23 protein-coding genes are annotated in these 24299 nt (G+C 55.7%); 18 read left to right on the forward strand and 5 right to left on the reverse strand.

Annotation, left to right across the window (positions count from 1 at the left end; all coding sequences use genetic code 11):
• The first annotated feature begins 15 nt into the window (after positions 1 to 15).
• The 13 genes from nifD (at position 16) to nifM (ending at position 12297) form a co-directional block, all read left to right on the forward strand.
• Complete coding sequence (nifD, locus tag E3U32_RS20830; RefSeq protein ID WP_074779463.1) at positions 16 to 1464, forward strand: nitrogenase molybdenum-iron protein alpha chain; 1449 nt, start codon at positions 16 to 18, stop codon at positions 1462 to 1464.
• 55 nt (positions 1465 to 1519) lie between these two features.
• On the forward strand, positions 1520 to 3082 hold the full coding sequence (gene nifK, locus E3U32_RS20835) for a nitrogenase molybdenum-iron protein subunit beta (protein WP_134350318.1): 1563 nt from the start codon (positions 1520 to 1522) through the stop codon (positions 3080 to 3082).
• 40 nt (positions 3083 to 3122) lie between these two features.
• The gene (nifT, locus tag E3U32_RS20840) at positions 3123 to 3341 is read left to right on the forward strand and encodes a putative nitrogen fixation protein NifT (protein WP_090135060.1); all 219 of its coding nucleotides are present in this window, start codon (positions 3123 to 3125) and stop codon (positions 3339 to 3341) included.
• 11 nt (positions 3342 to 3352) lie between these two features.
• Positions 3353 to 4015, forward strand: a complete 663-nt coding sequence (locus tag E3U32_RS20845; protein ID WP_134350319.1) for a NifB/NifX family molybdenum-iron cluster-binding protein — start codon at positions 3353 to 3355, stop codon at positions 4013 to 4015.
• 156 nt (positions 4016 to 4171) lie between these two features.
• Positions 4172 to 5545 carry a nitrogenase iron-molybdenum cofactor biosynthesis protein NifE gene (gene nifE / locus E3U32_RS20850; RefSeq protein WP_134350762.1) on the forward strand — a complete coding sequence of 458 codons (1374 nt, stop codon included), beginning with the start codon at positions 4172 to 4174 and terminating at the stop codon, positions 5543 to 5545.
• Between the two features lie 10 nt (positions 5546 to 5555).
• Complete coding sequence (gene nifN / locus E3U32_RS20855) at positions 5556 to 6941, forward strand: nitrogenase iron-molybdenum cofactor biosynthesis protein NifN (RefSeq protein ID WP_134350320.1); 1386 nt, start codon at positions 5556 to 5558, stop codon at positions 6939 to 6941.
• Positions 6928 to 7392 carry a NifB/NifX family molybdenum-iron cluster-binding protein gene (locus E3U32_RS20860; protein WP_134350321.1) on the forward strand — a complete coding sequence of 155 codons (465 nt, stop codon included), beginning with the start codon at positions 6928 to 6930 and terminating at the stop codon, positions 7390 to 7392. The genes nifN and E3U32_RS20860 overlap by 14 nt, the downstream gene beginning before the upstream one ends.
• Positions 7393 to 7598: 206 nt before the next feature.
• Entirely contained in the window at positions 7599 to 8438 is an 840-nt protein-coding gene (gene nifU, locus E3U32_RS20865) for a Fe-S cluster assembly protein NifU (RefSeq protein WP_134350322.1), read from the forward strand.
• Positions 8439 to 8453: 15 nt separating this feature from the next.
• On the forward strand, positions 8454 to 9656 hold the full coding sequence (gene nifS, locus E3U32_RS20870; protein WP_134350323.1) for a cysteine desulfurase NifS: 1203 nt from the start codon (positions 8454 to 8456) through the stop codon (positions 9654 to 9656).
• Between the two features lie 10 nt (positions 9657 to 9666).
• The gene (nifV, locus tag E3U32_RS20875) at positions 9667 to 10806 is read left to right on the forward strand and encodes a homocitrate synthase (RefSeq protein ID WP_134350324.1); all 1140 of its coding nucleotides are present in this window, start codon (positions 9667 to 9669) and stop codon (positions 10804 to 10806) included.
• A gap of 2 nt (positions 10807 to 10808) precedes the next feature.
• The gene (locus E3U32_RS20880) at positions 10809 to 11066 is read left to right on the forward strand and encodes a nitrogenase-stabilizing/protective protein NifW (protein ID WP_134350325.1); all 258 of its coding nucleotides are present in this window, start codon (positions 10809 to 10811) and stop codon (positions 11064 to 11066) included.
• The gene (locus tag E3U32_RS20885; protein ID WP_134350326.1) at positions 11063 to 11506 is read left to right on the forward strand and encodes a nitrogen fixation protein NifZ; all 444 of its coding nucleotides are present in this window, start codon (positions 11063 to 11065) and stop codon (positions 11504 to 11506) included. Before E3U32_RS20880 ends, E3U32_RS20885 begins: the two co-directional genes overlap by 4 nt.
• Complete coding sequence (gene nifM / locus E3U32_RS20890) at positions 11503 to 12297, forward strand: nitrogen fixation protein NifM (RefSeq protein ID WP_134350327.1); 795 nt, start codon at positions 11503 to 11505, stop codon at positions 12295 to 12297. Before E3U32_RS20885 ends, nifM begins: the two co-directional genes overlap by 4 nt.
• Before the next feature lie 55 nt (positions 12298 to 12352).
• On the opposite strand, the gene E3U32_RS20895 is transcribed toward nifM, so the two are convergent.
• Complete coding sequence (locus tag E3U32_RS20895; RefSeq protein ID WP_134350328.1) at positions 12353 to 12883, reverse strand: flavodoxin; 531 nt, start codon at positions 12881 to 12883, stop codon at positions 12353 to 12355.
• Positions 12884 to 13239: 356 nt separating this feature from the next.
• On the opposite strand from E3U32_RS20895, the gene nifL reads away from it, so the two are divergent.
• From nifL to E3U32_RS20915, 4 genes are all read left to right on the forward strand, one after another.
• Positions 13240 to 14727 carry a nitrogen fixation negative regulator NifL gene (nifL, locus tag E3U32_RS20900; RefSeq protein WP_134350329.1) on the forward strand — a complete coding sequence of 496 codons (1488 nt, stop codon included), beginning with the start codon at positions 13240 to 13242 and terminating at the stop codon, positions 14725 to 14727.
• Positions 14724 to 16298: a nif-specific transcriptional activator NifA gene (gene nifA / locus E3U32_RS20905; protein ID WP_134350330.1), complete on the forward strand. Its 1575-nt coding sequence runs from the start codon at positions 14724 to 14726 to the stop codon at positions 16296 to 16298. The genes nifL and nifA overlap by 4 nt, the downstream gene beginning before the upstream one ends.
• A 165-nt stretch (positions 16299 to 16463) precedes the next feature.
• Positions 16464 to 17870: a nitrogenase cofactor biosynthesis protein NifB gene (nifB, locus tag E3U32_RS20910; protein WP_134350331.1), complete on the forward strand. Its 1407-nt coding sequence runs from the start codon at positions 16464 to 16466 to the stop codon at positions 17868 to 17870.
• Complete coding sequence (locus tag E3U32_RS20915; protein WP_435659353.1) at positions 17867 to 18421, forward strand: nitrogen fixation protein NifQ; 555 nt, start codon at positions 17867 to 17869, stop codon at positions 18419 to 18421. The genes nifB and E3U32_RS20915 overlap by 4 nt, the downstream gene beginning before the upstream one ends.
• Before the next feature lie 103 nt (positions 18422 to 18524).
• On the opposite strand, the gene E3U32_RS20920 is transcribed toward E3U32_RS20915, so the two are convergent.
• The 4 genes from E3U32_RS20920 to E3U32_RS20935 all read right to left on the reverse strand — a co-directional run bounded on the left by E3U32_RS20920 (position 18525) and on the right by E3U32_RS20935 (position 22308).
• On the reverse strand, positions 18525 to 19616 hold the full coding sequence (locus E3U32_RS20920; protein ID WP_134350332.1) for an HBL/NHE enterotoxin family protein: 1092 nt from the start codon (positions 19614 to 19616) through the stop codon (positions 18525 to 18527).
• Between the two features lie 35 nt (positions 19617 to 19651).
• A complete protein-coding gene (locus tag E3U32_RS20925) occupies positions 19652 to 20539 on the reverse strand; it encodes a hypothetical protein (RefSeq protein ID WP_134350333.1) in 888 nt (295 codons plus the stop codon).
• Positions 20540 to 20650: 111 nt separating this feature from the next.
• On the reverse strand, positions 20651 to 21793 hold the full coding sequence (locus E3U32_RS20930) for an HBL/NHE enterotoxin family protein (protein WP_134350334.1): 1143 nt from the start codon (positions 21791 to 21793) through the stop codon (positions 20651 to 20653).
• Between the two features lie 245 nt (positions 21794 to 22038).
• Complete coding sequence (locus E3U32_RS20935) at positions 22039 to 22308, reverse strand: hypothetical protein (RefSeq protein ID WP_024908520.1); 270 nt, start codon at positions 22306 to 22308, stop codon at positions 22039 to 22041.
• Positions 22309 to 23012: 704 nt separating this feature from the next.
• Here E3U32_RS20935 and E3U32_RS20940 point away from each other — a divergent pair.
• Positions 23013 to 24050, forward strand: coding sequence for an aldo/keto reductase (locus tag E3U32_RS20940; protein ID WP_134350335.1), 1038 nt, complete (start codon positions 23013 to 23015; stop codon positions 24048 to 24050).
• Positions 24051 to 24299 lie beyond the last annotated feature (249 nt).

Here is a 24299-nt window from a genome sequence, read left to right on the forward strand (position 1 = left end):
TACAGGAAGACGACTATGAGCAATGCAACAGGCGAACGTAATCTGGAGATCATCCAGGAAGTGCTGGAGATCTTTCCGGAAAAAACGCGCAAAGAACGCAGAAAGCACATGATGGTGAGCGACCCGGAGATGGAAAGCGTCGGGAAATGCATCATCTCCAACCGTAAGTCGCAGCCCGGCGTAATGACCGTGCGCGGTTGCTCTTACGCCGGTTCTAAAGGGGTGGTATTCGGGCCGATCAAAGATATGGCCCATATCTCCCACGGCCCGGTCGGCTGCGGTCAGTACTCCCGCGCCGGGAGGCGTAACTACTACACCGGCGTCAGCGGTGTGGATAGCTTCGGTACGCTCAACTTTACCTCCGATTTTCAGGAGCGCGATATCGTGTTTGGCGGCGATAAAAAGCTGACCAAACTGATTGAAGAGATGGAGACGCTGTTCCCGCTGACCAAAGGGATCTCCATTCAGTCCGAATGCCCGGTCGGCCTGATTGGCGACGACATTGAAGCCGTTGCCAACGCCAGCCGCAAAGCCATCAATAAACCGGTCATTCCGGTGCGCTGCGAAGGTTTTCGCGGCGTTTCCCAGTCACTCGGTCACCACATTGCCAACGACGTGATCCGCGACTGGGTACTGGATAACCGCGAAGGCAAGCCGTTTGAGGCCGGTCCTTATGACGTGGCGATCATCGGCGATTACAACATCGGCGGCGATGCCTGGGCGTCGCGCATTTTGCTCGAAGAGATGGGCCTGCGCGTGGTGGCGCAGTGGTCCGGCGACGGCACGCTGGTTGAGATGGAGAACACGCCGTTCGTCAAACTCAACCTTGTGCACTGCTACCGCTCAATGAACTACATCTCCCGCCATATGGAGGAGAAACACGGTATTCCGTGGATGGAGTACAACTTCTTCGGTCCGACCAAAGTCGCCGAATCGTTGCGCAAAATCGCCGATATGTTTGATGACACCATTCGCGCCAACGCCGAAGCGGTGATCGCCAAATATCAGGCGCAGAACGACGCCATCATCGCCAAATACCGTCCGCGTCTGGAAGGCCGCAAAGTGCTGCTGTATATGGGCGGTTTACGTCCTCGCCATGTGATTGGCGCTTATGAAGATCTGGGGATGGAAATTATCGCTGCGGGTTATGAATTCGCCCACAACGATGACTACGACCGCACCCTGCCGGATCTGAAAGAAGGCACCTTGCTGTTCGACGATGCCAGCAGTTATGAACTGGAAGCCTTTGTCAAAGCGCTGAAGCCGGATCTGATCGGCTCCGGCATTAAAGAGAAGTACATCTTCCAGAAAATGGGCGTGCCGTTTCGCCAGATGCACTCCTGGGATTACTCCGGCCCCTATCACGGTTATGACGGCTTTGCCATCTTCGCCCGCGATATGGATATGACGATCAACAACCCCGCGTGGGGCCAGTTGACCGCGCCGTGGCTGAAATCCGCCTGATTTTAATCCTGTTATCCCGTCTGTTCACCGATTTGTGGCGCGGGAGGAGAACACCATGAGCCAAAGTGCTGAGAAAATTCAAAACTGTCATCCGCTGTTTGAACAGGATGCGTACCAGATGCTGTTTAAAGATAAACGGCAACTGGAAGAAGCCCACGATCCGGCGCGCGTGCAGGAGGTCTTTCAATGGACCACCACCGCCGAGTATGAAGCGCTTAACTTTCAACGCGAAGCGCTGACTATCGATCCGGCCAAAGCCTGCCAGCCGCTGGGTGCGGTACTGTGCTCGCTGGGCTTTGCCAATACCCTGCCCTATGTTCACGGCTCCCAGGGGTGCGTGGCCTATTTCCGCACCTATTTTAACCGTCACTTTAAAGAGCCGATTGCCTGTGTTTCTGACTCGATGACGGAAGATGCGGCAGTATTCGGCGGCAACAACAACCTGAACACCGGGTTGCAGAACGCCAGCGCCCTCTACAAGCCGGAAATCATTGCCGTCTCCACCACCTGTATGGCGGAGGTCATCGGCGACGATCTGCAGGCGTTTATTGCTAACGCCAAAAAAGACGGCTTTATCGACGCGGCGATCCCGGTGCCTTACGCGCACACGCCAAGCTTTATCGGCAGCCATATCACCGGCTGGGACAATATGTTTGAGGGCTTCGCCCGTACCTTTACCGCCGATTACAGCGGACAACCGGGCAAATTACCGCGTATCAATCTGGTCAGCGGATTTGAAACCTATCTCGGCAATTTCCGCGTGCTGAAACGCATGATGGAGCAAATGGACGTGCCGTGCAGCCTGCTTTCCGATCCCTCCGAAGTGCTGGATACCCCGGCTGACGGCCATTACCACATGTATGCGGGCGGTACGACCCAGCAGGAGATGCGCGAAGCGCCTGACGCTATCGACACCCTGCTGCTGCAACCCTGGCAACTGGTGAAAACCAAAAAAGTGGTGCAGGAAAGCTGGAACCAGCCCGCTACCGAGGTGCAAATCCCGATGGGGCTGGCCGGAACCGACGAGCTGCTGATGACGGTTAGCCAGTTAACCGGCAAAGCCATTCCGGATAGCTTAGCGCTGGAACGCGGTCGGCTGGTGGATATGATGCTCGACTCCCACACCTGGCTGCACGGCAAGAAATTCGGCCTGTTCGGTGACCCGGATTTTGTCATGGGGCTGACCCGCTTCCTGCTGGAGCTGGGCTGCGAACCGACGGTGATTCTGTGCCATAACGGCAGCAAGCGCTGGCAGAAAGCGATGAAGAAAATGCTTGAAGCCTCGCCGTACGGGAAAGAGAGCGAAGTCTTTATCAACTGCGATTTGTGGCATTTCCGCTCGCTGATGTTTACCCGTCAGCCGGACTTTATGATCGGCAATTCCTACGCCAAGTTTATCCAGCGCGATACGCTGGCGAAGGGTGAGCAGTTTGAAGTGCCGCTGATCCGTCTGGGGTTCCCGCTGTTCGATCGCCACCATCTGCACCGCCAGACCACCTGGGGTTACGAAGGGGCCATGAGTATCCTCACCACGCTGGTTAATGCGGTGCTGGAGAAAGTCGACAGAGAGACCATCAAGCTCGGCAAAACCGACTACAGCTTCGATCTTATCCGTTAACCATCACAGCCCCGCCTTGCGCGGGGCTCAGGGAGGCACTATGCCGGTCGTTACTATTCGCCAGCGCGGCGCGGATCTTTACTGCTATATCGCCAAACAGGATCTGGAAGCGAAAATCCTGGACGTTGAGCACGACTCCCCGGAACGCTGGGGCGGTGCAATTTCTCTTGAGGGCGGTCGCCGCTATTACGTCAATCTGCAACCCGGACGGCCCTCATTTCCCATTAGCCTGCGCGCCACCCGCGACGCCCTGCTATAAGGAGATCCGCAATGTCCGACAACGATACCCTTTTCTGGCGGATGCTGGCGCTGTTCCAGGCGCTGCCGGAACTGCAACCCGCGCAAATCATGACGTGGCTGACCGGCGACTGCGATGAGGCGCTGACGCCGGAGCTGCTGGCCTCGCTGGATGAACGTCATCTGGAGCAGCGCTTTCCTCATGAGGAAGCCTTAATGTCCGCCGGGCGCTGGGCGCGGGTAAAAGCGTGCCTGAAAGGCGATCTGCCCAGCCATTTGCGCGCGATCGAGCACGCGGCGCGTCGCCCGCAGTTGATTGTCGCCTTCTGCTCGCAGGATGGGCTGGCAATCAACGGCCATTTCGGCCAGGGGCGGCTGTTTTTTATTTATGCCTTTGATGACCAGGGCGGCTGGCTGTATGACTTACGCCGTTACGCTGCCAGCCCGCAGGACAAAGAGCCCAACGAGTGCCGCGCGCAACTGCTCGGCGATTGCCATCTGCTGTTCTGCGAAGCGATTGGCGGCCCCGCCGCTGCCCGCCTGATCCGCCACAATATCCATCCGATGAAAGTCGCCCCCGGTCAGACCATTACCTCGCAGTGCGACGCCATCAAAACGCTACTTAACGGGCAATTGCCGCCGTGGCTGGCAAAACGCCTTGAGCGCGCCAACCCGCTTGAAGAACGGGTGTTCTGAACTCATCCCCTTCGGGGGATTTTTTTTGCGTGAACATTGCGCCAATTGTCTGCTTTGTTGCAAAACCGACACTTTTTTTCTCTTAAAAATCAATCACTCATTGCTGGCTCGCGAATTGCACCTTCTGCTACAACCCAACCAGATAATGAGGTGATGATGAAGGGGAACGAGATCCTGGCTTTGCTCGATGAACCTGCCTGCGAGCACAACCATAAACAGAAATCCGGCTGCAGCGCGCCGAAACCCGGCGCGACAGCGGGCGGCTGCGCCTTTGACGGTGCGCAGATCACCCTGCTGCCACTCTCCGATGTTGCCCACCTGGTACACGGCCCCATTGGTTGTACCGGTAGCTCATGGGATAACCGTGGCAGCTTCAGTTCCGGCCCGACGATCAACCGGCTGGGTTTTACCACCGATCTGAGCGAACAGGATGTGATCATGGGACGCGGCGAGCGCCGCCTGTTCCATGCCGTGCGCCACATCGTCAACCGCTACCACCCGGCCGCCGTCTTTATCTATAACACCTGCGTTCCCGCGATGGAGGGCGACGATATCGAAGCCGTCTGCCAGGCGGCAGAAACCGCCACCGGCGTACCGGTGATTGCCGTTGATGTCGCCGGGTTTTACGGCAGCAAAAATCTCGGCAACCGGCTGGCCGGTGAAGTGATGGTGAAAAAGGTGATTGGCGGGCGTGAACCCACGCCGTGGCCGGAAGATACCCCTTTTGCCCCGGCGCACCGCCACGATATCGGGCTGATTGGCGAATTCAATATTGCCGGAGAGTTCTGGCACATTCAGCCGCTGCTCGATGAGCTGGGTATTCGCGTGCTCGGCAGCCTCTCCGGCGACGGGCGCTTCAGTGAAATCCAGACGCTGCACCGGGCGCAGGTCAATATGCTGGTCTGCTCCAGGGCGCTGATCAACGTCGCCCGCTCGCTGGAGCAGCGCTACGGCACGCCGTGGTTTGAAGGCAGTTTTTATGGTGTTCGCGCCACCTCTGACGCCCTGCGCCAACTGGCGGCGCTGACCGGAGACCGCGATCTGATGCAGCGCGCCGAACAGCTTATTGCCCGCGAAGAGCAGCAAACAGAGCAGGCGCTGGCCCCGCTGCGCGAGCGCCTGCGCGGGCGCAAAGCGCTGCTCTATACCGGCGGCGTGAAATCCTGGTCGGTGGTCTCGGCGCTTCAGGATCTGGGCATGGAAGTGGTGGCGACCGGCACGCGCAAATCCACCGAAGAGGATAAACAGCGCATCCGCGAACTGATGGGCGCCGACGCGCTGATGCTTGATGAAGGTAACGCTCGCTCGCTGCTGGACGTGGTTTACCGCTACAAGGCGGACATGATGATAGCCGGGGGACGCAATATGTACACCGCCTACAAAGCGCGGCTGCCGTTCCTCGATATCAATCAGGAGCGCGAGCACGCCTTTGCCGGCTACCGCGGCATTGTCACGCTGGCCGAACAGCTCTGCCTGACCATGGAAAGCCCGGTCTGGCCGCAAACCCATTCCCGCGCACCGTGGCAATAAGGAGCCTGCAATGGCAGAAATTATCCGTAGTAAAAAGCCGCTGGCCGTCAGCCCGGTAAAAAGTGGCCAGCCGCTGGGCGCGATTCTGGCGAGCATGGGCTTTGAACAGAGCATTCCGCTGGTTCATGGCGCTCAGGGGTGCAGCGCCTTCGCGAAGGTCTTTTTTATCCAGCATTTTCACGATCCGATCCCGCTGCAATCGACGGCAATGGACCCGACATCGACCATTATGGGTGCCGATGAGAACATCTTTACCGCGCTGAATGTGCTGTGTTCACGCAACAACCCGAAAGCGATTGTTCTGCTGAGCACAGGCCTTTCCGAGGCGCAGGGCAGCGATATTTCGCGCGTGGTGCGCCAGTTCCGCGATGAATATCCGCGCCATAAAGGGGTGGCGCTGCTGACCGTCAACACGCCGGATTTTTACGGCAGCCTGGAAAACGGCTACAGCGCGGTGCTGGAGAGCATGGTTGAACAGTGGGTGCCGGAAAAACCGCAGCCGGGCGTGCGCAATCGCCGCGTGAACCTGCTGCTCAGCCATTTGCTTACGCCGGGCGACATTGAGCTGCTGCGAAGTTATGTCGAGGCATTTGGCCTGCAGCCGGTGATGGCGCCGGATCTTTCCCAGTCGCTGGACGGCCATCTCGCCAGCGGGGATTTCTCGCCGATTACCCAGGGCGGCAGCAGCCTGCGGCTGATTGAACAGATGGGACAGAGTCTTGGCACGTTCGCCATTGGCGTATCCCTCTCCCGCGCCGCGCAATTGCTGGCGCAGCGCAGCCATGCGGAAGTGGTCACCCTGCCGCATCTGATGACCATGAGCCAGTGCGATACGTTTATTCATCAACTGAAGCGCCTCTCCGGGCGCGATGTTCCGGCGTGGATCGAGCGCCAGCGCGGGCAATTACAGGATGCGATGATCGATTGTCATATGTGGTTGCAGGGCGCGCCTGTCGCGCTGGCCGCCGAGGGCGATCTGCTCGCCGCCTGGTGCGATTTCGCCCGCGATATGGGCATGGTGCCCGGCCCGGTGGTGGCGCCGGTGAGCCAGAAAGGGTTGCAGGATCTGCCGGTCGAAAAAGTCATTATCGGCGATCTGGAGGATATGCAGGATCTGTTGTGTGAAACGCCTGCATCGCTGCTCGTCTCTAATTCTCACGCCGCTGATTTGGCCAGGCAGTTCGACATTCCGCTGGTGCGCGCCGGTTTCCCCCTGTTCGACCGTCTGGGCGAGTTTCGCCGCGTGCGCCAGGGTTACGCCGGGATGCGCGACACCTTGTTTGAGCTGGCGAATGCGCTGCGCGATCGCCACCATCATCTTGCCGCTTATCACTCGCCGCTGCGCCAGCGTTTTTACGAACCCGCATCTTCGGGAGGTGACTATGCAACATGTTAACCGACAATTCAGCACCATTTGCGACAGTGAATGGTCGATGAGAGTGGCCTTTGCCAGTTCCGATTACCACCATGTCGATCAGCATTTCGGCGCGACACCGAGACTGGTGGTGTACGGGGTCAAAGAGGATGACATCACCTTGCTGCGGGTGGTGGATTTCTCGGTACTGCCCGGCCATCAGCAGGAGAAACTGACCCGCCGGATTAACGCGCTGGAGGATTGCGTGACGCTCTACTGCGTGGCGATCGGCGAGGAGGTTTTTCGCCAGCTTTTACAGGTCGGTGTGCGCGCGGTGCGCGTTCCGGCAGATACCACGATTGTCGGACTGTTGCAGGAAATCCAACACTACTGGTACGACAAAGAGCAGCGAAGAAGTGCGCGCAGCCGCAATACCGATCGCTTAGCCGGGCTGCTGGAGGAAGATGAGTGGCAGGAAGAGGATGAGCGCTGATGCCTTTTCTGTGTCAGCTCTGTGACAAAGACAACATAAAACTGCGACATAGTTCGCAGTTTTATGTCAGTGTAAAAATCATCCCATTGAAATATAAAGACTTCATCTTCTGGTACTGCTTTTGCTTCAACGATATTACCCGCTGTTGATTGACACGGTGTAATGCGCTCCGGCGCGTTCCGTCATACATACTGGGAGCCAAAAGCATGTGGAATTACTCCGAGAAAGTGAAAGAACATTTTTTTAATCCCCGTAACGCCCGGGTGGTGGAAAACGCCAACGCCGTGGGTGATGTGGGATCGTTAAGCTGTGGCGATGCGTTACGGCTGATGCTGCGAGTGGATCCGCAAGATGAAACCATTCTTGAGGCCGGGTTTCAGACCTTTGGTTGCGGCAGCGCAATTGCCTCTTCTTCCGCCTTAACGGAACTGATTATCGGCCGCACGCTGGAGCAGGCCGAACAGGTCACCAACCAACAAATTGCCGATTATCTTGACGGTTTACCGCCGCAAAAAATGCACTGCTCGGTCATGGGCCAGGAAGCACTGCGCGCTGCCATCGCCAACTACCGTGGTGAAACGCTGGAAGATGACCACGAAGAAGGCGCACTGATTTGTAAGTGCTTTGGCGTGGATGAAGGACAGATTCGCCGCGCGGTGCTAAGCAACGGGCTGACCACGCTGGAAGAGGTGATCAACTACACCAAAGCAGGCGGCGGCTGTACTTCGTGTCATGAAAAAATCGAACTGGCGCTGGCCGATATTCTCGCGCAGCACCTGCAGGTCGCCGCGCCGGTTGCGACAACCAAAGATCCGCACTGGCAGGAAGTGGTTGATGCCATCACTGAACTGCGCCCGCATATTCAGGCCGATGGCGGCGATATGGCGCTGCTCAGCGTGGCAAATCATAAAGTCACGGTCAGCCTCTCCGGCAGTTGTAGCGGCTGCATGATGACCGACATGACGCTCGCCTGGTTACAGCAAAAACTGATGGAACGCACCGGCTGTTATATGGAAGTCGTGGCCGCTGAAGCCGCAGCGTATTAACAGAGGGGAAAAAACATGAAACACGTTTATCTGGATAACAACGCCACCACGCGAATCGATCCGATGGTGCTGGAAGCGATGATGCCCTTTCTGACCGAGCATTATGGCAACCCCTCTTCGATTCATGATTTCGGCACACCTTCCCGTGTGGCCCTTGAGCGCGCGCACCAGCAGGTTGCCACCCTGCTTGGCGCCGATCATGCCAGCGAGATTATTTTCACCTCCTGCGCGACCGAAGCCACGTCAACCGCGCTGCATGCCTGCGTGGAATTGATGCCGGAGCGCCGGGAAATCATCACCTCCGCGGTGGAGCACCCGGCCACGCTCGCCGTTTGCGAACACCTGGAGCGCCAGGGTTACCTGATCCACCGCATTGGCGTGAATAGCGACGGCGCGCTGGATATGGAGCAGTACCGCCAGGCGCTCAGTTCTCGGGTGGCGGTGGTCAGCGTGATGTGGGCGAACAACGAAACCGGCGTGCTGTTTCCGGTGATTGAAATGGCGGCCATGGCGCAGGAGCACGGCGCGCTGTTCCACTGCGATGCGGTACAGGTGGTCGGCAAAATTCCGCTGGATATTGGCCGCACGCAGATCGATATGCTCTCCTGCTCGGCGCACAAACTGCACGGGCCGAAAGGTGTCGGCTGCCTCTATCTGCGGCGCGGAACGCGTTTTCGTCCGCTGTTGCGCGGCGGCCATCAGGAGCGCGGACGCCGCGCAGGAACGGAAAACATCGCCGGGATCGTCGGCATGGGCACAGCCTGCGAACTGGCGCAGATCCATCTGCCGGGTGCCTCCTCGCTGGCGCAACTGCGCGATCGACTGCAGGAAGGGCTTATCGCGCAGGTGCCTTCCGTGATGGCCATGGGCGGTAACCAGCCGCGCGTACCAGGCACCACCAATCTGGCGTTTGAGTTTATCGAAGGGGAAGCCATTTTATTGCTGCTGAACCAGGCGGGAATTGCGGCGTCGAGCGGCAGCGCCTGTACCTCCGGTTCGCTGGAACCTTCGCATGTCATGCGGGCGATGAACATTCCTTACACCGCCGCGCACGGCAGTATTCGTTTTTCGCTGTCACGCTACACGCGTGAGAAAGAGATCGACTACGTGATCGATACCCTGCCAACGATTATAGCCCGCCTGCGGATGCTCTCGCCCTACTGGCAGGAGGGGAAACCCGGGGCGGCTGAATCAGCATTTGCGCCGTTATACGGCTAAGGCGGTGAGCATGAATGTGCTTATCAACGACACCACTCTGCGTGACGGCGAACAGAGTCCGGGTGTCGCGTTTCTCGCCAGTGAGAAAATCGCCATCGCCGAGGCGCTGTTTGCGGCGGGCATTACCGCGCTCGAAGTTGGTACGCCAGCGATGGGCGACGAGGAGCGCCAGCGCATTTTGCAGGTGCGCCGGCATTTACCCGCTGCAACGCTGATGTCCTGGTGTCGGATGAACCGCGATGAGATCCACCAGAGCGCGGATCTTGGTATGGACTGGGTGGATATCTCCCTGCCCGCTTCGGATAAGCTGCGCCAGTACAAGCTGCGCGAACCGCTGCCACAGTTGCTCGATAAACTGGGCTCGCTGATTGTACAAGCGCGGACGCTGGGCATGCAGGTCTGTGTCGGCTGTGAGGATGCCTCACGCGCCAGCGATCGGACGCTGAACCAGATTGCCGATATTGCCCGCGAGGCGGGCGCGAAACGGCTGCGTTTCGCCGACACTCTCGGCCTGCTCGATCCCTTTACCACCACCACCCGTATTCGGGCGCTTGCCGAATACTGGCCGGGTGAAATCGAAATGCACGCCCACAACGATCTGGGGCTGGCGACCGCAAATACGCTGGCGGCGGTGCGCGCCGGAGCCTCCAGCGTCAACACGACAGTGCTCGGGCTGGGCGAACGCGCAGGCAATGCCGCGCTGGAAACCGTTGCGCTGAGCCTGAGCCGCTGCCTGCAACGGGATTGCGGCGTTGATTTTACACGCCTGCCGTCCCTGTGCCAGACCGTGGCCGACGCGACACAGCGGGCGATTGATCCGCAGCAACCGCTGGTAGGTTCGCAGGTGTTCACCCATGAGTCCGGTGTTCATGTTGCCGCGCTGCTGCGCGATCGCGAAAGTTATCAGGCGATTGATCCGGCGCTGATGGGGCGCGAGTACCGGCTGGTGCTGGGCAAACACTCCGGTCGCCAGGCGGTAGATGGCGTCTTCGCCCGCATGGGGTATCACCTCGATAACCTGCAAATCGATCTGCTGCTGCCAGCGATCCGCCGCTTTGCCGAGCGCTGGAAACGCTCGCCGAAAGAGGATGAGTTGGTGGCAATTTACGATGCGCTGTGCGGAGAATCCGCACACTTTGCGAGGGGCTGACGATGGAGTGGTTTTATCAAATTCCCGGCGTGGATGAGCTCGATACCGCCGAGTCCTTTTTTGAATTCTTTAGCGTGCCGTATGACCCACTGGTGCTGCGCCACTGCTGCCTGCCTGTGCTGCGGGAGTTTCACCAGCGGCTGCGGCAAAACGTACCGCTGTGCAATATGCTTGAAGAGGTACCCCGCGCCCCGTGGTTGCTGGCGCGCCGGTTGCTGACGGAGAGCTATCAGCACTACCTTCCGGAGCGTACTCCATGAGACAAAAATTCGATTTTGGCGAAGAGGTGCGCGTTACCCGTGCCATTCGCAATGACGGCACCATGCGCGGCTTTGCGCGCGGCGACCTGCTGGTTCGTCGCGGTAGTACCGGTTTTATCCGTGAATGGGGCACGTTTTTGATGGATCAGATTATCTATCAGGTACATTTTCTCGATGATGATTTGGTGGTTGGCTGCCGCGAGCAGGAGCTACTGCCACTTTCCGTGCCGTGGCACGCCGGGCAGTTTCAGTATGGCGATCGGGTTGCCTGTCGCCACGCGCTGTCGGTAAATGGCGAAGTGGCGATCGCCGCCGGAGAACATGGCCGTATTGAAGGAACAAACCAGGGCGAAGGTGGAAATGATTATACCGTCACGTTTTCCGGGCGCTGGTTTCAGGTGCCCTCCAGCGCCATGATCCTGCTGGAGGACGACGTATGACACCGTGGCAACGCTTCGCCCGGCGGCGGCTGGCGATAACGCGCTGGCAGTGCGAGCCGGAACACATTCCTGCCGATCGGCAAACCGCGTTTGACGATGCCTTCACCCGCCAGTGCCAACTGGAACAGGCTGTGGTAGAAGTTGCCGCCGGTGCCCCCCTGCCGGATAGCGTGCTGCAGAGTGTCGCAACCTCGCTGGCAAGCTGGCTGGATGGCGGGCATTTTTCTGCTGACGAGCGGCAGACAGTGGTCCGACATCATGCCCGCATGGAGTGGCAGTTCGCCGAGATTGCCGCGCGCGCCCCGCTGCCGGACGATTTACACGTGCTGGCCTGGTATCAGAAACATCAGGCGCAGTTTACGCGCCCGCCGCAGCGGCTGACATCTCACCTGTTACTGACGGTCGATAATGACGATGCCGCAGTGCAGCGCCAGATCCGCTGTTTTCATCAGGACATTAGCGTCTCGCGCCAGCACTTTGCCCGGCTGGCACAGCGCTACTCCCACTGCCCCAGCGCGCTGGAAGGCGGACGTCTGGGCTGGATAAGCCAAGGGGTGCTCTATCCCGAACTCGACGCCGCGTTGTTTGCGCTGGCGGAGAATGGCCTCAGCGCCCCTATCGAAACCCGCCTCGGCTGGCATCTGATATGGTGCGAAGCGATCCGTGACGCTGCGCCGATGCCGCAGGCGGAGGCGCTGGAAAAAGCACGAAGCTATTTGGTTCGCCAAAACCAGCAGCAGTACCAGCGCCAGTGGCTGGCGACGTTAACCCGTAGCGTGGAGATGGGGTAATTTCACCCTCAGAACAACAATGCCGGGTAAACACAGTGTTACCCGGCCATATCATTTATAAAAACACCGGCTTAAGCGTTTCCAGCCAGGCATCCAGGCGCTCGTCGGTCAGGTCATACTGATTGTCCTGATCGATCGCTAAGCCGACAAATTTATCCGCTTCCAGCGCCGATGAGGCATTGAATTCATACCCTTCATTCGGCCAGTGGCCGACAATCTGCGCCCCGCTGTTTTTCAGCGCGTCATACAGCGGGCGCAGGCCGCTGACAAAGTTATCCGGGTAACCCACCTGATCGCCAAGACCGAACAGCGCCACGGTTTTGCCGCTCAGGCTGTGACTATCAAGCTGAGCGACAAACTCTCCCCATGACGCCTCCTCACATCCCGCATCCAGCCCTGGCAGTTGCCCGTCGCCGAGCGTCGGCGTTCCCAGAAGCAGTACCGGATAGGAAAGAAACGTGTCGAGATCGGTACGGTTGATATTCACCGGCGCATCGGCCGCCGCACCCATTTTTTGGTGGATCATTTTGGCAATCTTGCGCGTTTTGCCCGTATCGGTACCGAAAAAAATTCCAATGTTAGCCATCGCGTGCTCCTGTGAGAAAAAGTATGAATCCGCCCTGAACAGGCGGCTACCACAAAAGATATTGCGAAGGCTGTGCCAGTTTTTTTCCGTGCAATAACTGCACCGTATTGGTCTGTTATGCACCAGGGCGGCGCTTCTTTACCCGACCGATTGGTCGCTGCCGCGCACAACCCGAGGGCAAAAGGCTAAAAATCGGCAGCAAACAGGGATCTGGATCAATCTTACGGCGAGTAATGCGGGCCAAAGGCGCACCCTTTGCATGGTTAATGAGCGTCCGTTTATGTTCGGACGAAAGTCGACAGGTGGCACAAATTGTCATAACTGCGACATTTCCATGTTGACCACAGGAGTTTGTGATGACCCTGAATATGATGATGGACGCCACCGCGCCCGCCGAGATCGCCGGAGCGCTCTCACAACAGCATCCCGGGTTGTTTTTCACCATGGTTGAACAGGCGCCCGTCGCGATTTCACTGACCGATGCCGATGCCCACATTCTCTACGCCAACCCCGCGTTTTGTCGCCAGTCGGGGTATGAACTGGAAGAGTTGTTGCAGCAAAACCCGCGCCTGCTTGCCAGTAAGCAGACGCCGCGTGAAATCTACCAGGATATGTGGCACACCCTGCTGCAACACCGTCCGTGGCGCGGACAACTGATCAATCGTCGCCGCGACGGCAGCCTGTTTCTGGTGGAAATCGACATCACCCCACTGTTTAATGCGTTCGGCAAACTCGAACATTACCTGGCCATGCAGCGCGACATCAGCACCAGCTACGCGCTGGAACAACGGCTGCGCAATCATATGACGCTGACCGAAGCCGTCTTGAATAACATTCCGGCGGCGGTTGTGGTGGTGGATGAACGCGATCGGGTAGTGATGGATAACCTCGCCTACAAAACCTTTTGCGCCGATTGCGGCGGTAAAGAACTGCTCACCGAAATCAATTTTGCCGCCCATAAGGCGGAGCTGGCGCAGGGCCTGGTACTGCCGGTAGTGCTGCGCGGCACCGTGCGCTGGTTGTCCGTTACCTGTTGGGCGCTGCCGGGCGTCAGCGAAGAAGCAGGCCGCTACTTTATTGATAGCGCCGTGCCGCGCACGCTGGTGGTGATCACCGATAATACCCAGCAGCAGCAACAGCAGGAGCAGGGGCGTCTTGATCGTCTGAAGCAGCAGATAACCAGCGGTAAATTGCTGGCGGCGATCCGCGAATCGCTGGACGCCGCGCTGGTACAACTCAATTGCCCAATTAATATGCTGGCCGCCGCACGCCGCTTAAATGGCGACGAGCATAGCAATCTGGCGCTGGATGCCGCATGGCGTGAAGGCGAAGAAGCGATGGCGCGGTTGCAGCGCTGCCGCCCGTCGCTGGAACTGGAAAGCCCGGCAGTCTGGCCGCTCCAGCCGTTCCTTGACGATCTGCGTGCCCTGTATCACACCCGATATAACCAGGGCGAAAACCTGCAAATTGAGCTGGAATCCCCCGACCTGGTGGGCTTTGGCCAGCGAACACAACTGCTTGCCTGCCTGAGCCTGTGGCTCGACAGAACCCTGGATATTGCCGCGGAGCTACGTGATTTCACGGTACAGACTCAACTTTACGCCCGCGAAGAGAGCGGCACATTGTCGTTCTATTTAAACGACAATGTGCCGCTGATTCAGGTGCGCTACACCCATTCACCCGATGCACTCAATGCGCCCGGTAAAGGCATGGAGCTGCGGCTGATCCAGACGCTGGTCGCCCACCATCGAGGCGCAATAGAACTGACCTCACGCCCTCAGGGAGGCACCTGTCTGATCCTGCGTTTCCCATTATTTTACTCGCTGACAGGAGGCTCACTATGACTCAGCGAACCGAGTCGGGTACAACCGTCTGGCGCTTTGACCTCTCCCAACAGTTTACAGCCATGCAGCGTATCAGTGTGGTGTTAAGCCGGGCGACGGAGATCGGGCAGACGCTACAGGAAGTGCTGTGCGTGCTGCACAACGATGCCTTTATGCAGCACGGGATGATCTGTCTGTACGACAGTAAGCAAGCGATCCTTTCCATTGAAGCCTTGCATGAGGCCGATCAGCAGTTAATTCCCGGCAGTTCACAGATTCGCTACCGTCCGGGCGAAGGGCTGGTAGGCACGGTGCTGTCGCAGGGACAGTCGCTGGTGCTGCCCTGTGTCTCCGACGATCGGCGTTTTCTCGATCGCCTGGGATTGTATGATTACAGCTTGCCGTTTATCGCCGTGCCGCTGATGGGGCCAAACTCGCAGCCTATCGGCGTGCTGGCCGCCCAGCCGATGGCGCGTTACGAGGAGCGGCTGCCCGCCTGCACGCGTTTTCTTGAAACCGTCGCCAATCTGGTGGCGCAAACCGTTCGCCTGATGACACCACCCAGCGTCGCGTCTCCACCCCGTGCTGCTGCCGCGCAGATTGCCGGCCAGCGTGGGTGCGCCTCTTCGCGAGCGTTTGGCTTTGAAAACATGGTCGGTAAAAGCGCGGCTATGCGTCAGACGCTGGAAATTATTCGCCAGGTATCACGCTGGGACACCACCGTGCTGGTGCGTGGCGAAAGCGGAACCGGTAAAGAGCTGATAGCCAACGCTATCCACCACAATTCACCGCGCGCCGCCGCGCCGTTTGTCAAATTCAACTGCGCGGCGCTGCCCGATACGCTTCTGGAGAGTGAACTCTTCGGTCATGAAAAAGGCGCATTTACCGGCGCGGTGCGCCAGCGCAAAGGCCGCTTCGAACTGGCGGATGGCGGTACGCTGTTTCTTGATGAGATCGGCGAAAGTAGCGCCTCGTTTCAGGCGAAATTGCTGCGTATCTTGCAGGAAGGCGAAATGGAACGCGTCGGCGGCGACGAAACGTTGCGGGTGAATGTACGGATCATTGCCGCCACCAACCGTAATCTGGAGGAGGAAGTGCGGCTGGGGAATTTTCGCGAAGATCTCTACTATCGCCTTAATGTGATGCCGATCTCCCTGCCCCCGCTCCGCGAGCGTCAGGAGGACATCGTCGAGCTGGCGCATTTTCTGGTGCGCAAAATCGCGCAAAACCAGAACCGCACGCTGCGCATCAGCGATGGCGCGATCCGTTTGTTGATGAGCTACAGCTGGCCTGGAAACGTGCGTGAACTGGAAAACTGCCTTGAGCGATCGGCGGTCATGTCGGAAAGCGGGCTAATCGATCGCGACGTGATTTTGTTTCACCACAGGGAAAATCTGCCAAAACCGCCACAGACCAGTGCGCCGCGCGAAGAGAGCTGGCTCGATCAGAATCTCGATGAGCGACAAAGATTGATCGCCGCGCTGGAGAAAGCCGGTTGGGTACAGGCAAAAGCCGCGCGCCTGCTGGGAATGACCCCGCGCCAGGTGGCCTATCGTATTCAGACAATGGACATTGCCATGCCGAGATTGTAGCGCAGGTTTTGTGACATTCGGCACATTGTCGGCCAAACGCCACAAACTCGACAAACAGACGACGACGCGGTGAATTTTTAATTTTAATTTTCAGTAAGTTACATTAAGGAGAAACGGTACGGCTTTTGCAGCAGGAGGTTATGACCACACAACCAAGGTACGCCCATGACTTCCTGCTTATCCGCCGCTGGTGGTTCACGCTGTCACACCGGGCAGCGCGAGCCTTTATCTGACGTCGTTGCCGGTAAGGTAGCGTCGCACCCCTGCTACTCGCAAAACGGTCATCACCGCTATGCCCGTATACATCTACCGGTCGCGCCTGCCTGTAACTTGCAATGTAACTACTGCAACCGCAAATTTGATTGCAGTAATGAATCGCGCCCCGGTGTCTCGTCATCCCTGCTGACGCCGGAACAGGCGGTAGCCAAAGTTCGCCATGTAGCCGCGGCGATCCCGCAATTATCCGTAGTTGGTATCGCCGGGCCTGGCGACCCGCTGGCCAATATCCAACGTACATTCACCACTCTGGAAATGGTGCGAGAACAGCTCCCCGACCTGAAACTTTGCCTCTCAACCAACGGGCTGATGCTACCGGATGCGGTAGAGAGACTGGTAAATGTTGGCGTTGACCATGTCACCGTGACGATCAATACGCTGGATGCCGATATCGCGGCGCAAATCTACGCCTGGCTATGGCTGGACGGTGAACGTTACAGCGGGCGTGAAGCCGGTGAGATCCTGATTGCCCGCCAGCTTGAAGGTGTGCGTCGCCTGACGGCGAAAGGCGTACTGGTGAAGATCAACTCGGTATTGATCCCCGGCATCAACGATGGCGTCCTGAGCGATGTCAGCCGTGAACTTCGCGCCAGCGGTGCCTTTATTCACAATATTATGCCGCTGATCGCTCGCCCGGAGCACGGTACGGTGTTTGGCCTGAATGGACAGCCGGAGCCGGATGCGCAGATGGTAGCCCAGGTGCGCGAGCGCTGCGCCGAGGTGATGCCGCAGATGACGCACTGCCAGCAGTGCCGCGCTGATGCGATTGGCATGCTCGGAGAAGATCGCAGCCAGCAGTTTGCCCTGACGCCGGTTGAAGAGTCGCCGCAGCCGTGGTTGCCAACGCTTTACCGCCGGGCGCAGTTGCATGCCAGCATTGCCACGCGCGGCGAATCGGAAGAGCCGGATGCCTGTCTGGTGGCGGTCGCCTCCATACGTGGCGATACGATTGATTGCCACTTTGGTCATGCCGATCGCTTTCGCATTTACAGCCTGTCGGCGGCGGGCGCGGTGCTGGTGAACGAACGTTTTACGCCGAAGTTTTGTCAGGGAAGCGACAACTGCGAACCGCAGGACAGCGACGCGCGTATGGCCGCGGTTCTCGATCTGCTGGCCGATGTGAAAGCAGTATTTTGCGCCCGTATCGGTTACGCGCCATGGCAAAAGCTGGAAGCGCGCGGCATTCAACCCTGCGTCGATCTTGCCTGGCAACCGGTTAACGAGGCGCTGACCGGCTGGTGGCAGCAGTGGCGGAAAAATGTGCCGTCCGAACCTACGTCACAGGGGGTGGCATGATGCCTGTTCACGACTGGCTGCGGCGTTTACTGTGGCTCTATGCACACGGAGAAGGCTGTTATCCGTTGATGATGGGCCTGCAGGTGACCGAATGGGATGCCCTACAGGTGCAGTTCGCCCCCCCCACGCAGCCGATGCCCGCCGATTGTTTGCTGCGCCAAAAGCTGATGAGCGAGCTGAATGCCACCCGCTGCGACGAACAGCAACAACTGGCGCAGTGGCTGGCGGGATATATGGCGCCGGATGCGGCACCGATGCACAACATTATCGCCAGTGTTTCGCTGGCGTTTAATCACCTGTGGCAGGATCTGGGGTTAAGTTCGCGTCAGGAGTTACGCGAATTAATGAGCGACTGTTTTCCTCTGCTGGTAGAAATGAATAGTGAAAATATGCGCTGGAAAAAGTTTTTTTATCGTCAGCGCTGCCTGCATTCCGCTGGCGAGCTTATTTGCCGCTCCCCAAGTTGCGACGCCTGCTACGAACGCGAATTCTGTTTTTCCGATACATCTGGTCCGCTGAAGACCAGGCTCAGCATCGAGGGGGAAATTTAGGTTTTACGCCCCAGTCTGACGTTGAACAGACGGTATCTGTTCTAAAAAGCCTGTCTGCCCGGCGGTTGCCGGGCAGCAGCAGCCAAATATTAATCTTCGCTTGTCATGCACTCGACTTCAGTTCATTTGCGGGAACAGTATTGAAAGGCAGCGGCCCTAACTGCATCACGCTTCCCGCCTGCTCGCCTAGCTGTTGCCACTGGCGTTTCATCGCGCTCAGCCTCAGTGCCAGATACCCTTTTGAACTCTGCTGCAGGTCGGCCAGCGTTTGCTGGTAGCTATCAGCAACGGTCTGCCATCCGTTGACCAGCAGCTTAGCGGCATCAATGGCAGACTGAGAAAGTCTTTCACTGGCCGTCAACTGGTTATAAACCGTGTCAAAAACAGCAACCTCCAATTCAAGCCCGACGAGATTCGTCAACGTTGTGCTGTACTCTTTTTGCGCTTTGACGATATCGGCAGAGCTTATAGTCATCGCCAGCGTTCCGCCCGCGACCAGGGTAATACCCGCAGCCAGAAGCGTTTGCGTTGCCCCACCGGTTTCGATAATTGTTGTGGCCGCAATGACAATCATGCCGATCCCTATAATGTCGCTCACCGCTCCCGCCGAAATCTGCACAATATCTGCATCCATCTGTTTATTCAGATCGTTTAGCTTCTGCCGTAGTGCCGATATTTCCCCTTTATCACCGGTAATTTGCGTCTGCACGGTTTCTTTAGCCGCTTTAAATGTGCTCTGACTGCTGTTGATCCCATTCACATAAACCTGGACGTTATCGACAAACACCCCCGTGGAAGTGACGTTTTTCTGAGCAAGAGAAAGTAGCTGCTGGATGCCCTGCTGGATATAAGGAAGCTGGCTTTTATCCCCCATGTCATATTTTTGAGCCGCCGGAAGAAGTGCATCGACATAAGCCCCCACCTGATTCGAAAAATTACGCACATTCACCAGAGAAGAGATGGCCGCCGGATTAATCGAGGACAACCATTCCTGCGCCTGATCGCGCGCAATAGCCTGCTGTGCAGGAAGATCAGGTAAAATATCTAAATGAATGTTGGGTTGACATAATACAGTGCTCGCATAAGTCTGTTGAGCAATCGATGAAGCACCGATGCCCTGAATACCTGTCATTAAGGCATTGGTTGATGATGATTCAGTATCATTTTTCGCAGCTGCAATGGCTTGCATGATCATAATGAAAACCTCAAAGTCGTTAATTGGTTTTTGCCTTACTGCAATTGCTCAACGGTGCGCATCACTTCCTGCCAGTTCGCCTGCACGGTATTAACGGAGACTATAAGAAAATCCGCAGTCACCTGTTGTTGGGTAACCTCCGACAGCTCGGCCGTCACGGTTTGCCAACCATATTGAAGAGATTGTGTCAGGCCACACAAAATAGCGGTTCCTTTGGTCAATGCGTTCAGTGCATCACTGGTGGCGCCGAGTTGTCCTATTTCCTGATAAAGTATCCCCGTTTCCTGTTGCGCCTGACCAATCGCCCGCTCCGTGCTTTGCACATAGCCTGTTAATTCCATAATGGCGGCGCCAATCCCAAGAGTAAAAATGCCGATGATAATTTCCATCCTCTTTTTACTTTCAAGTTCAGCATTCAGCGCATTCAGCTGAGCGTTAAGAGCCTCTAACCTTGCCCGATCGGCAGCTAATAACTGTTGCGCCCTTTGCTGATCGGCTAGCAAGTTCCTTGAGTCGGTCGTAATGTCATTATTAAAGGAAATAACTACCCCATTGAAATCATTCAGAGAGGCGGATAGCGGCGCGCTATCGGAGAGTAATTGCTTAATCTGCCCCTGAGCTTTTGTGAGATATTCCTGTCCGTCAGGACCATTTAATTCAGAACGGATGTTGGCAACCGTAGAATCCAGCTCGCCACCAAATTTGATAACCTCGGAATACAACGAATCCATTTTCACCACAATGTCAGACAGATAATAATTCGCATGATTGTGGACGGAGAGAATATTTCCATTCAGGTCGGAGATCTGCGGATCGTTAATGGGCGGAAGCTGTTCTAATTGTTGTGCAACCTGCGTCATCTGTTGACGCACATTTTGTTGAGCCGTTAATGCCTGAGTAAAGCTGACTTTCAATGCTGGCATACTCTGAACCTTAGACAAGGGTCTCTTATTGGCATCATCGTGAAACGATGCGTCCGGTTAGTCTGTTAAAACAATCAGACCCTCACGGGCCTGATTGATGTTTGATGAACGCTATGCAGCAGCCAGCCGTGCAAACGTCGCCGTTGGGTTAGGCAACAGGATCCCACCGCTGGTGACCGATGCGTTGCTGACCGGTAAAGAACCATAATCCAATAGTTTACGGGCATGATTACCAACATCATCCCAGTCCGCTTTCGCCGCATTGAGTTGCGCGATCAGGAAATAGCCTAAATCGGGGGTCGCGCTGGTCAGCGCCGACTGGAAGACAATAAAGTCCTGTTCAAGCGTCTGCCAACCTGCCAGTAAAGAACCCGCGGCCTGAACCGCAGCGGATGCCTGGCCCGAAAGGTTCTGAACAATCGTATTCACGTTTTTGGTGGCAGAATACTGTTGTTGTAGTTTTGTTTTGGTCGTAATGGCCGTGCTGAGCGCGCTGGTTTGCTTGGCATAGTCAACTCCCCCGGCAATGGCAACACCAGCACCGGCCCCGACGACTACCAATCCACCGACAATCAGTGCGGTACTGACACCTGCGGTCGCAATTTCCGCCAGTGCCCCCACGGCAATCATTAATCCTCCTACCACTGCGGCGGTTGAACCCGCTGCAATCATAGTCAAGTCTTTACTCATGGCGGAATTAATAGCGTCGATTTGTTTGCCCAGTGCGGCAATTTGTCCGTCTTTACCGGCTAATGTCGCTTCTGCCGTAGTAAAATCACTGGCGAAATTGCGGGCATCTTCGGCAAGCGTGGTCTGGAAACCGCCCACTGAATTAACCACGGTATGCGTAGCGGTTTGTTTTTGAGCGACCAGCGCCTGAAGTTGCTGAACACCCAGTTTAAAAGTATTAATTGATGCTGTGTCCGAAGGGTTTTGCTGTATTTTTACCGCCAGCTTAACCAAAGGATCATAATAGGAATCAAAATTGTTAGAGAAGCTCACAATATCCGTATTGGTTGAGATCATTTGCGGCTGTATGACATCACGCCAGGATGTGGCATGGTCTCTGGCCTTTGCCTGATGTTCCGGTAGATCGGGTAATATATCCGGTAGGGAGAGATCGGCCTGTGTTAAAATAGTGCCGACATAGTTTTGAATAATCACGGCGGCCGTGGTTGAGGCATCAGCGCTCGCTTTCATGTTATTACTGTTAATCGACGGATTGGTGCCAGCCTGTAGAATATGATTTAACATTATTAAATGCCCTTTCTGTTACTAAGATCGGAGTGAACTCTTTGAGCTCAGTTAAATATAAAACATATTGTCCGTGGTCAATCAGGTCATTTCAAACCAAGGAAATCGTGCTTTAAGCTCACGACATCCGTCAATAAATGCATTAAAGAAAAACCAGGTTAATAAAAAGGACTTATTTAAGAAAAGACCGTCAGAGTCTGGAATGTTTTCCTAAATCACGCATTGACACAGTATTAATTGAAAATTCAGATTCTGGTGATTCCGACAATATGTGGAGCACCCTGCAAAGGCTGGAAGATTTCAACAATAGATTCCCACACCACCAAAGCAGGCGGAATTGAAGCAAGGCACTTGAAACGATAATTTGTCCCGGCCACTAACTGCGTTGAGACGGCCTGCGGCTCATACGTTACACCAACAAATCCCGCCATGGCTTCTTTAAATACCTGCCAATCTTTTTCGGTCAACGTATGATAAGCCGTCCAGCCACCAACAATAGTCTCTTGATTCGACATGATATTGCCTCGACATTAGTCATCCTACTCATTTGGCTTTTCGGAGTTCGCCCCATCTATTTTGAAATGGTTTCTGGGATCCATTTATTTCCATACAGATTTGTCAACAAAAACCCTGCCAGCTTCAATCTTGCAGAAGCTGCTTGTGATATATTTTATATTTTGGTTAGTGCAATAACTGGCAATCAGAACGTTCTTAAATATGGGTGGTGCAATCACTTCCCGCAACTGACTTTAATAATACGGAATTTCATTTCACTGCCCTATGGATTATATAGTGCAATGCGCCACTTAATGACAAAAACAAAGCATCAATAACGGCATCAGTCTCACAATTCAGAACAAAACCTCAAGTGATTAATTATTATCAGAATAAATACCACCTCATCCAGAAAAAAGGCAAAAAAAACGTTTTTGTTTTAAATTAACAATTAAGCAATCGTTAATGGTTAATCTATTCATTAATCAAAACTTAATTATATAAATATTTAAACTTTGATTTGTCGACCTTTTTTTGCGGCTGGAATAAAAACCCGCAAAGTCACCTGCGGGTTTTCAGGGTCACGGTTTCACCCGCCATATCCGGCTCCACTATTTGTGAAAAAAACTCACAACACCATTCGATGGCGCATGCTGGTTCCCTTCATGTCGGTGCAATACCCTGTCACATACAGAATGGCTGGCAATAAAAGAAGGAACACAGAATGAAGTATGTGAATCTGGGTCGTAGCGGTTTGAAAGTCTCCCGTCTTTGTCTCGGTTGTATGAGCTATGGTGAACCTGAACGTCTGCCTCAACCCTGGTCCCTGGATGAAAAGGCGTCACGTCCGCTCATTCGTCAGGCGCTTGAAGCTGGCATTAATTTTTTTGATACCGCGAATATCTACTCGGGCGGAAGTTCAGAAGAAATTACAGGAAAGGCGCTGAGAGAAATGGCCAGACGCGACGAGATCGTTGTGGCGACAAAGACCTTCTTTCCGTGGCGTAACTCGCCCAATACAGGATTTCTTTCCCGCAAGGCCATTTTTCAGTCTATTGACGATAGTCTGATACGCTTAGGTATGGATTATGTGGATCTCTTTCAGATTCACCGCTTTGACCACTCCACGCCTGTTGAAGAGACCATGGAGGCTTTGCATGACCTCGTTAAAGCAGGAAAAGTACGTTATATCGGCGCATCTTCTATGGAAGCCTGGCGCTTTGCAAAAATGCAGCATACTGCTGAGCGTAACGGCTGGACCCGATTTATCACGATGCAACCGCAATACAACCTGCTTTACCGGGAAGAAGAGCGCGAGATGCTGCCCCTGTGTGAAGACCTGGGCGTTGGTGTGATCCCCTGGAGTCCGATGGCACGCGGCAGGCTTACGCGCGACTGGAGTGTCACGTCCCGACGAACGCAAAACGATGCCTTTGCGTTAAAAATGTATGAGAACGCAGCCCTTCTGGATAAGCCCGTTATTGATGTTGTTGCTAAAATTGCCGAAAAGCACGATGTGCCAAGAGCTTATATTGCAATTGCCTGGTTATTATCAAAAACGGTCATCACAGCACCTATCATCGGCGCGACGAAACCAGAACATCTTTCCACGGCTATCAGCGCGCTGGACTTTTCACTTAGCGATGCAGAAATCACGGAACTTGAGGCATGCTATCTGCCGCACCCCGTTGACGGGATCATTCCCCCGCTTCCGGATACGCCACCTTCACTTACGCCGCCTTCAGCAATACTGAACTGTTAATACCCTACCCTGGCCCGGCGTTGCCGGGTCTCCCAGATAACTTATTCCAGGTCACTGGTGTGAAAAGGAATGAAATTATGTGAATGTTCCGCTCTGGCCAGCGGCCAGAGCGCATAATTTTCAAGAATAACGAAGCACAACGTGTTCAGTAAGAGGAGATGAGTGGATGAACTTGTGAAAAAAATTCAGCAACCGATTAGCCCTGGTCGGTCTATGGTGTATATCATTTCCTTATCAACGCATTCGCGC

Origin of the sequence: Lelliottia nimipressuralis (genome assembly GCF_004402045.1) — a bacterium.
Lineage (GTDB): Bacteria > Pseudomonadota > Gammaproteobacteria > Enterobacterales > Enterobacteriaceae > Enterobacter > Enterobacter chinensis.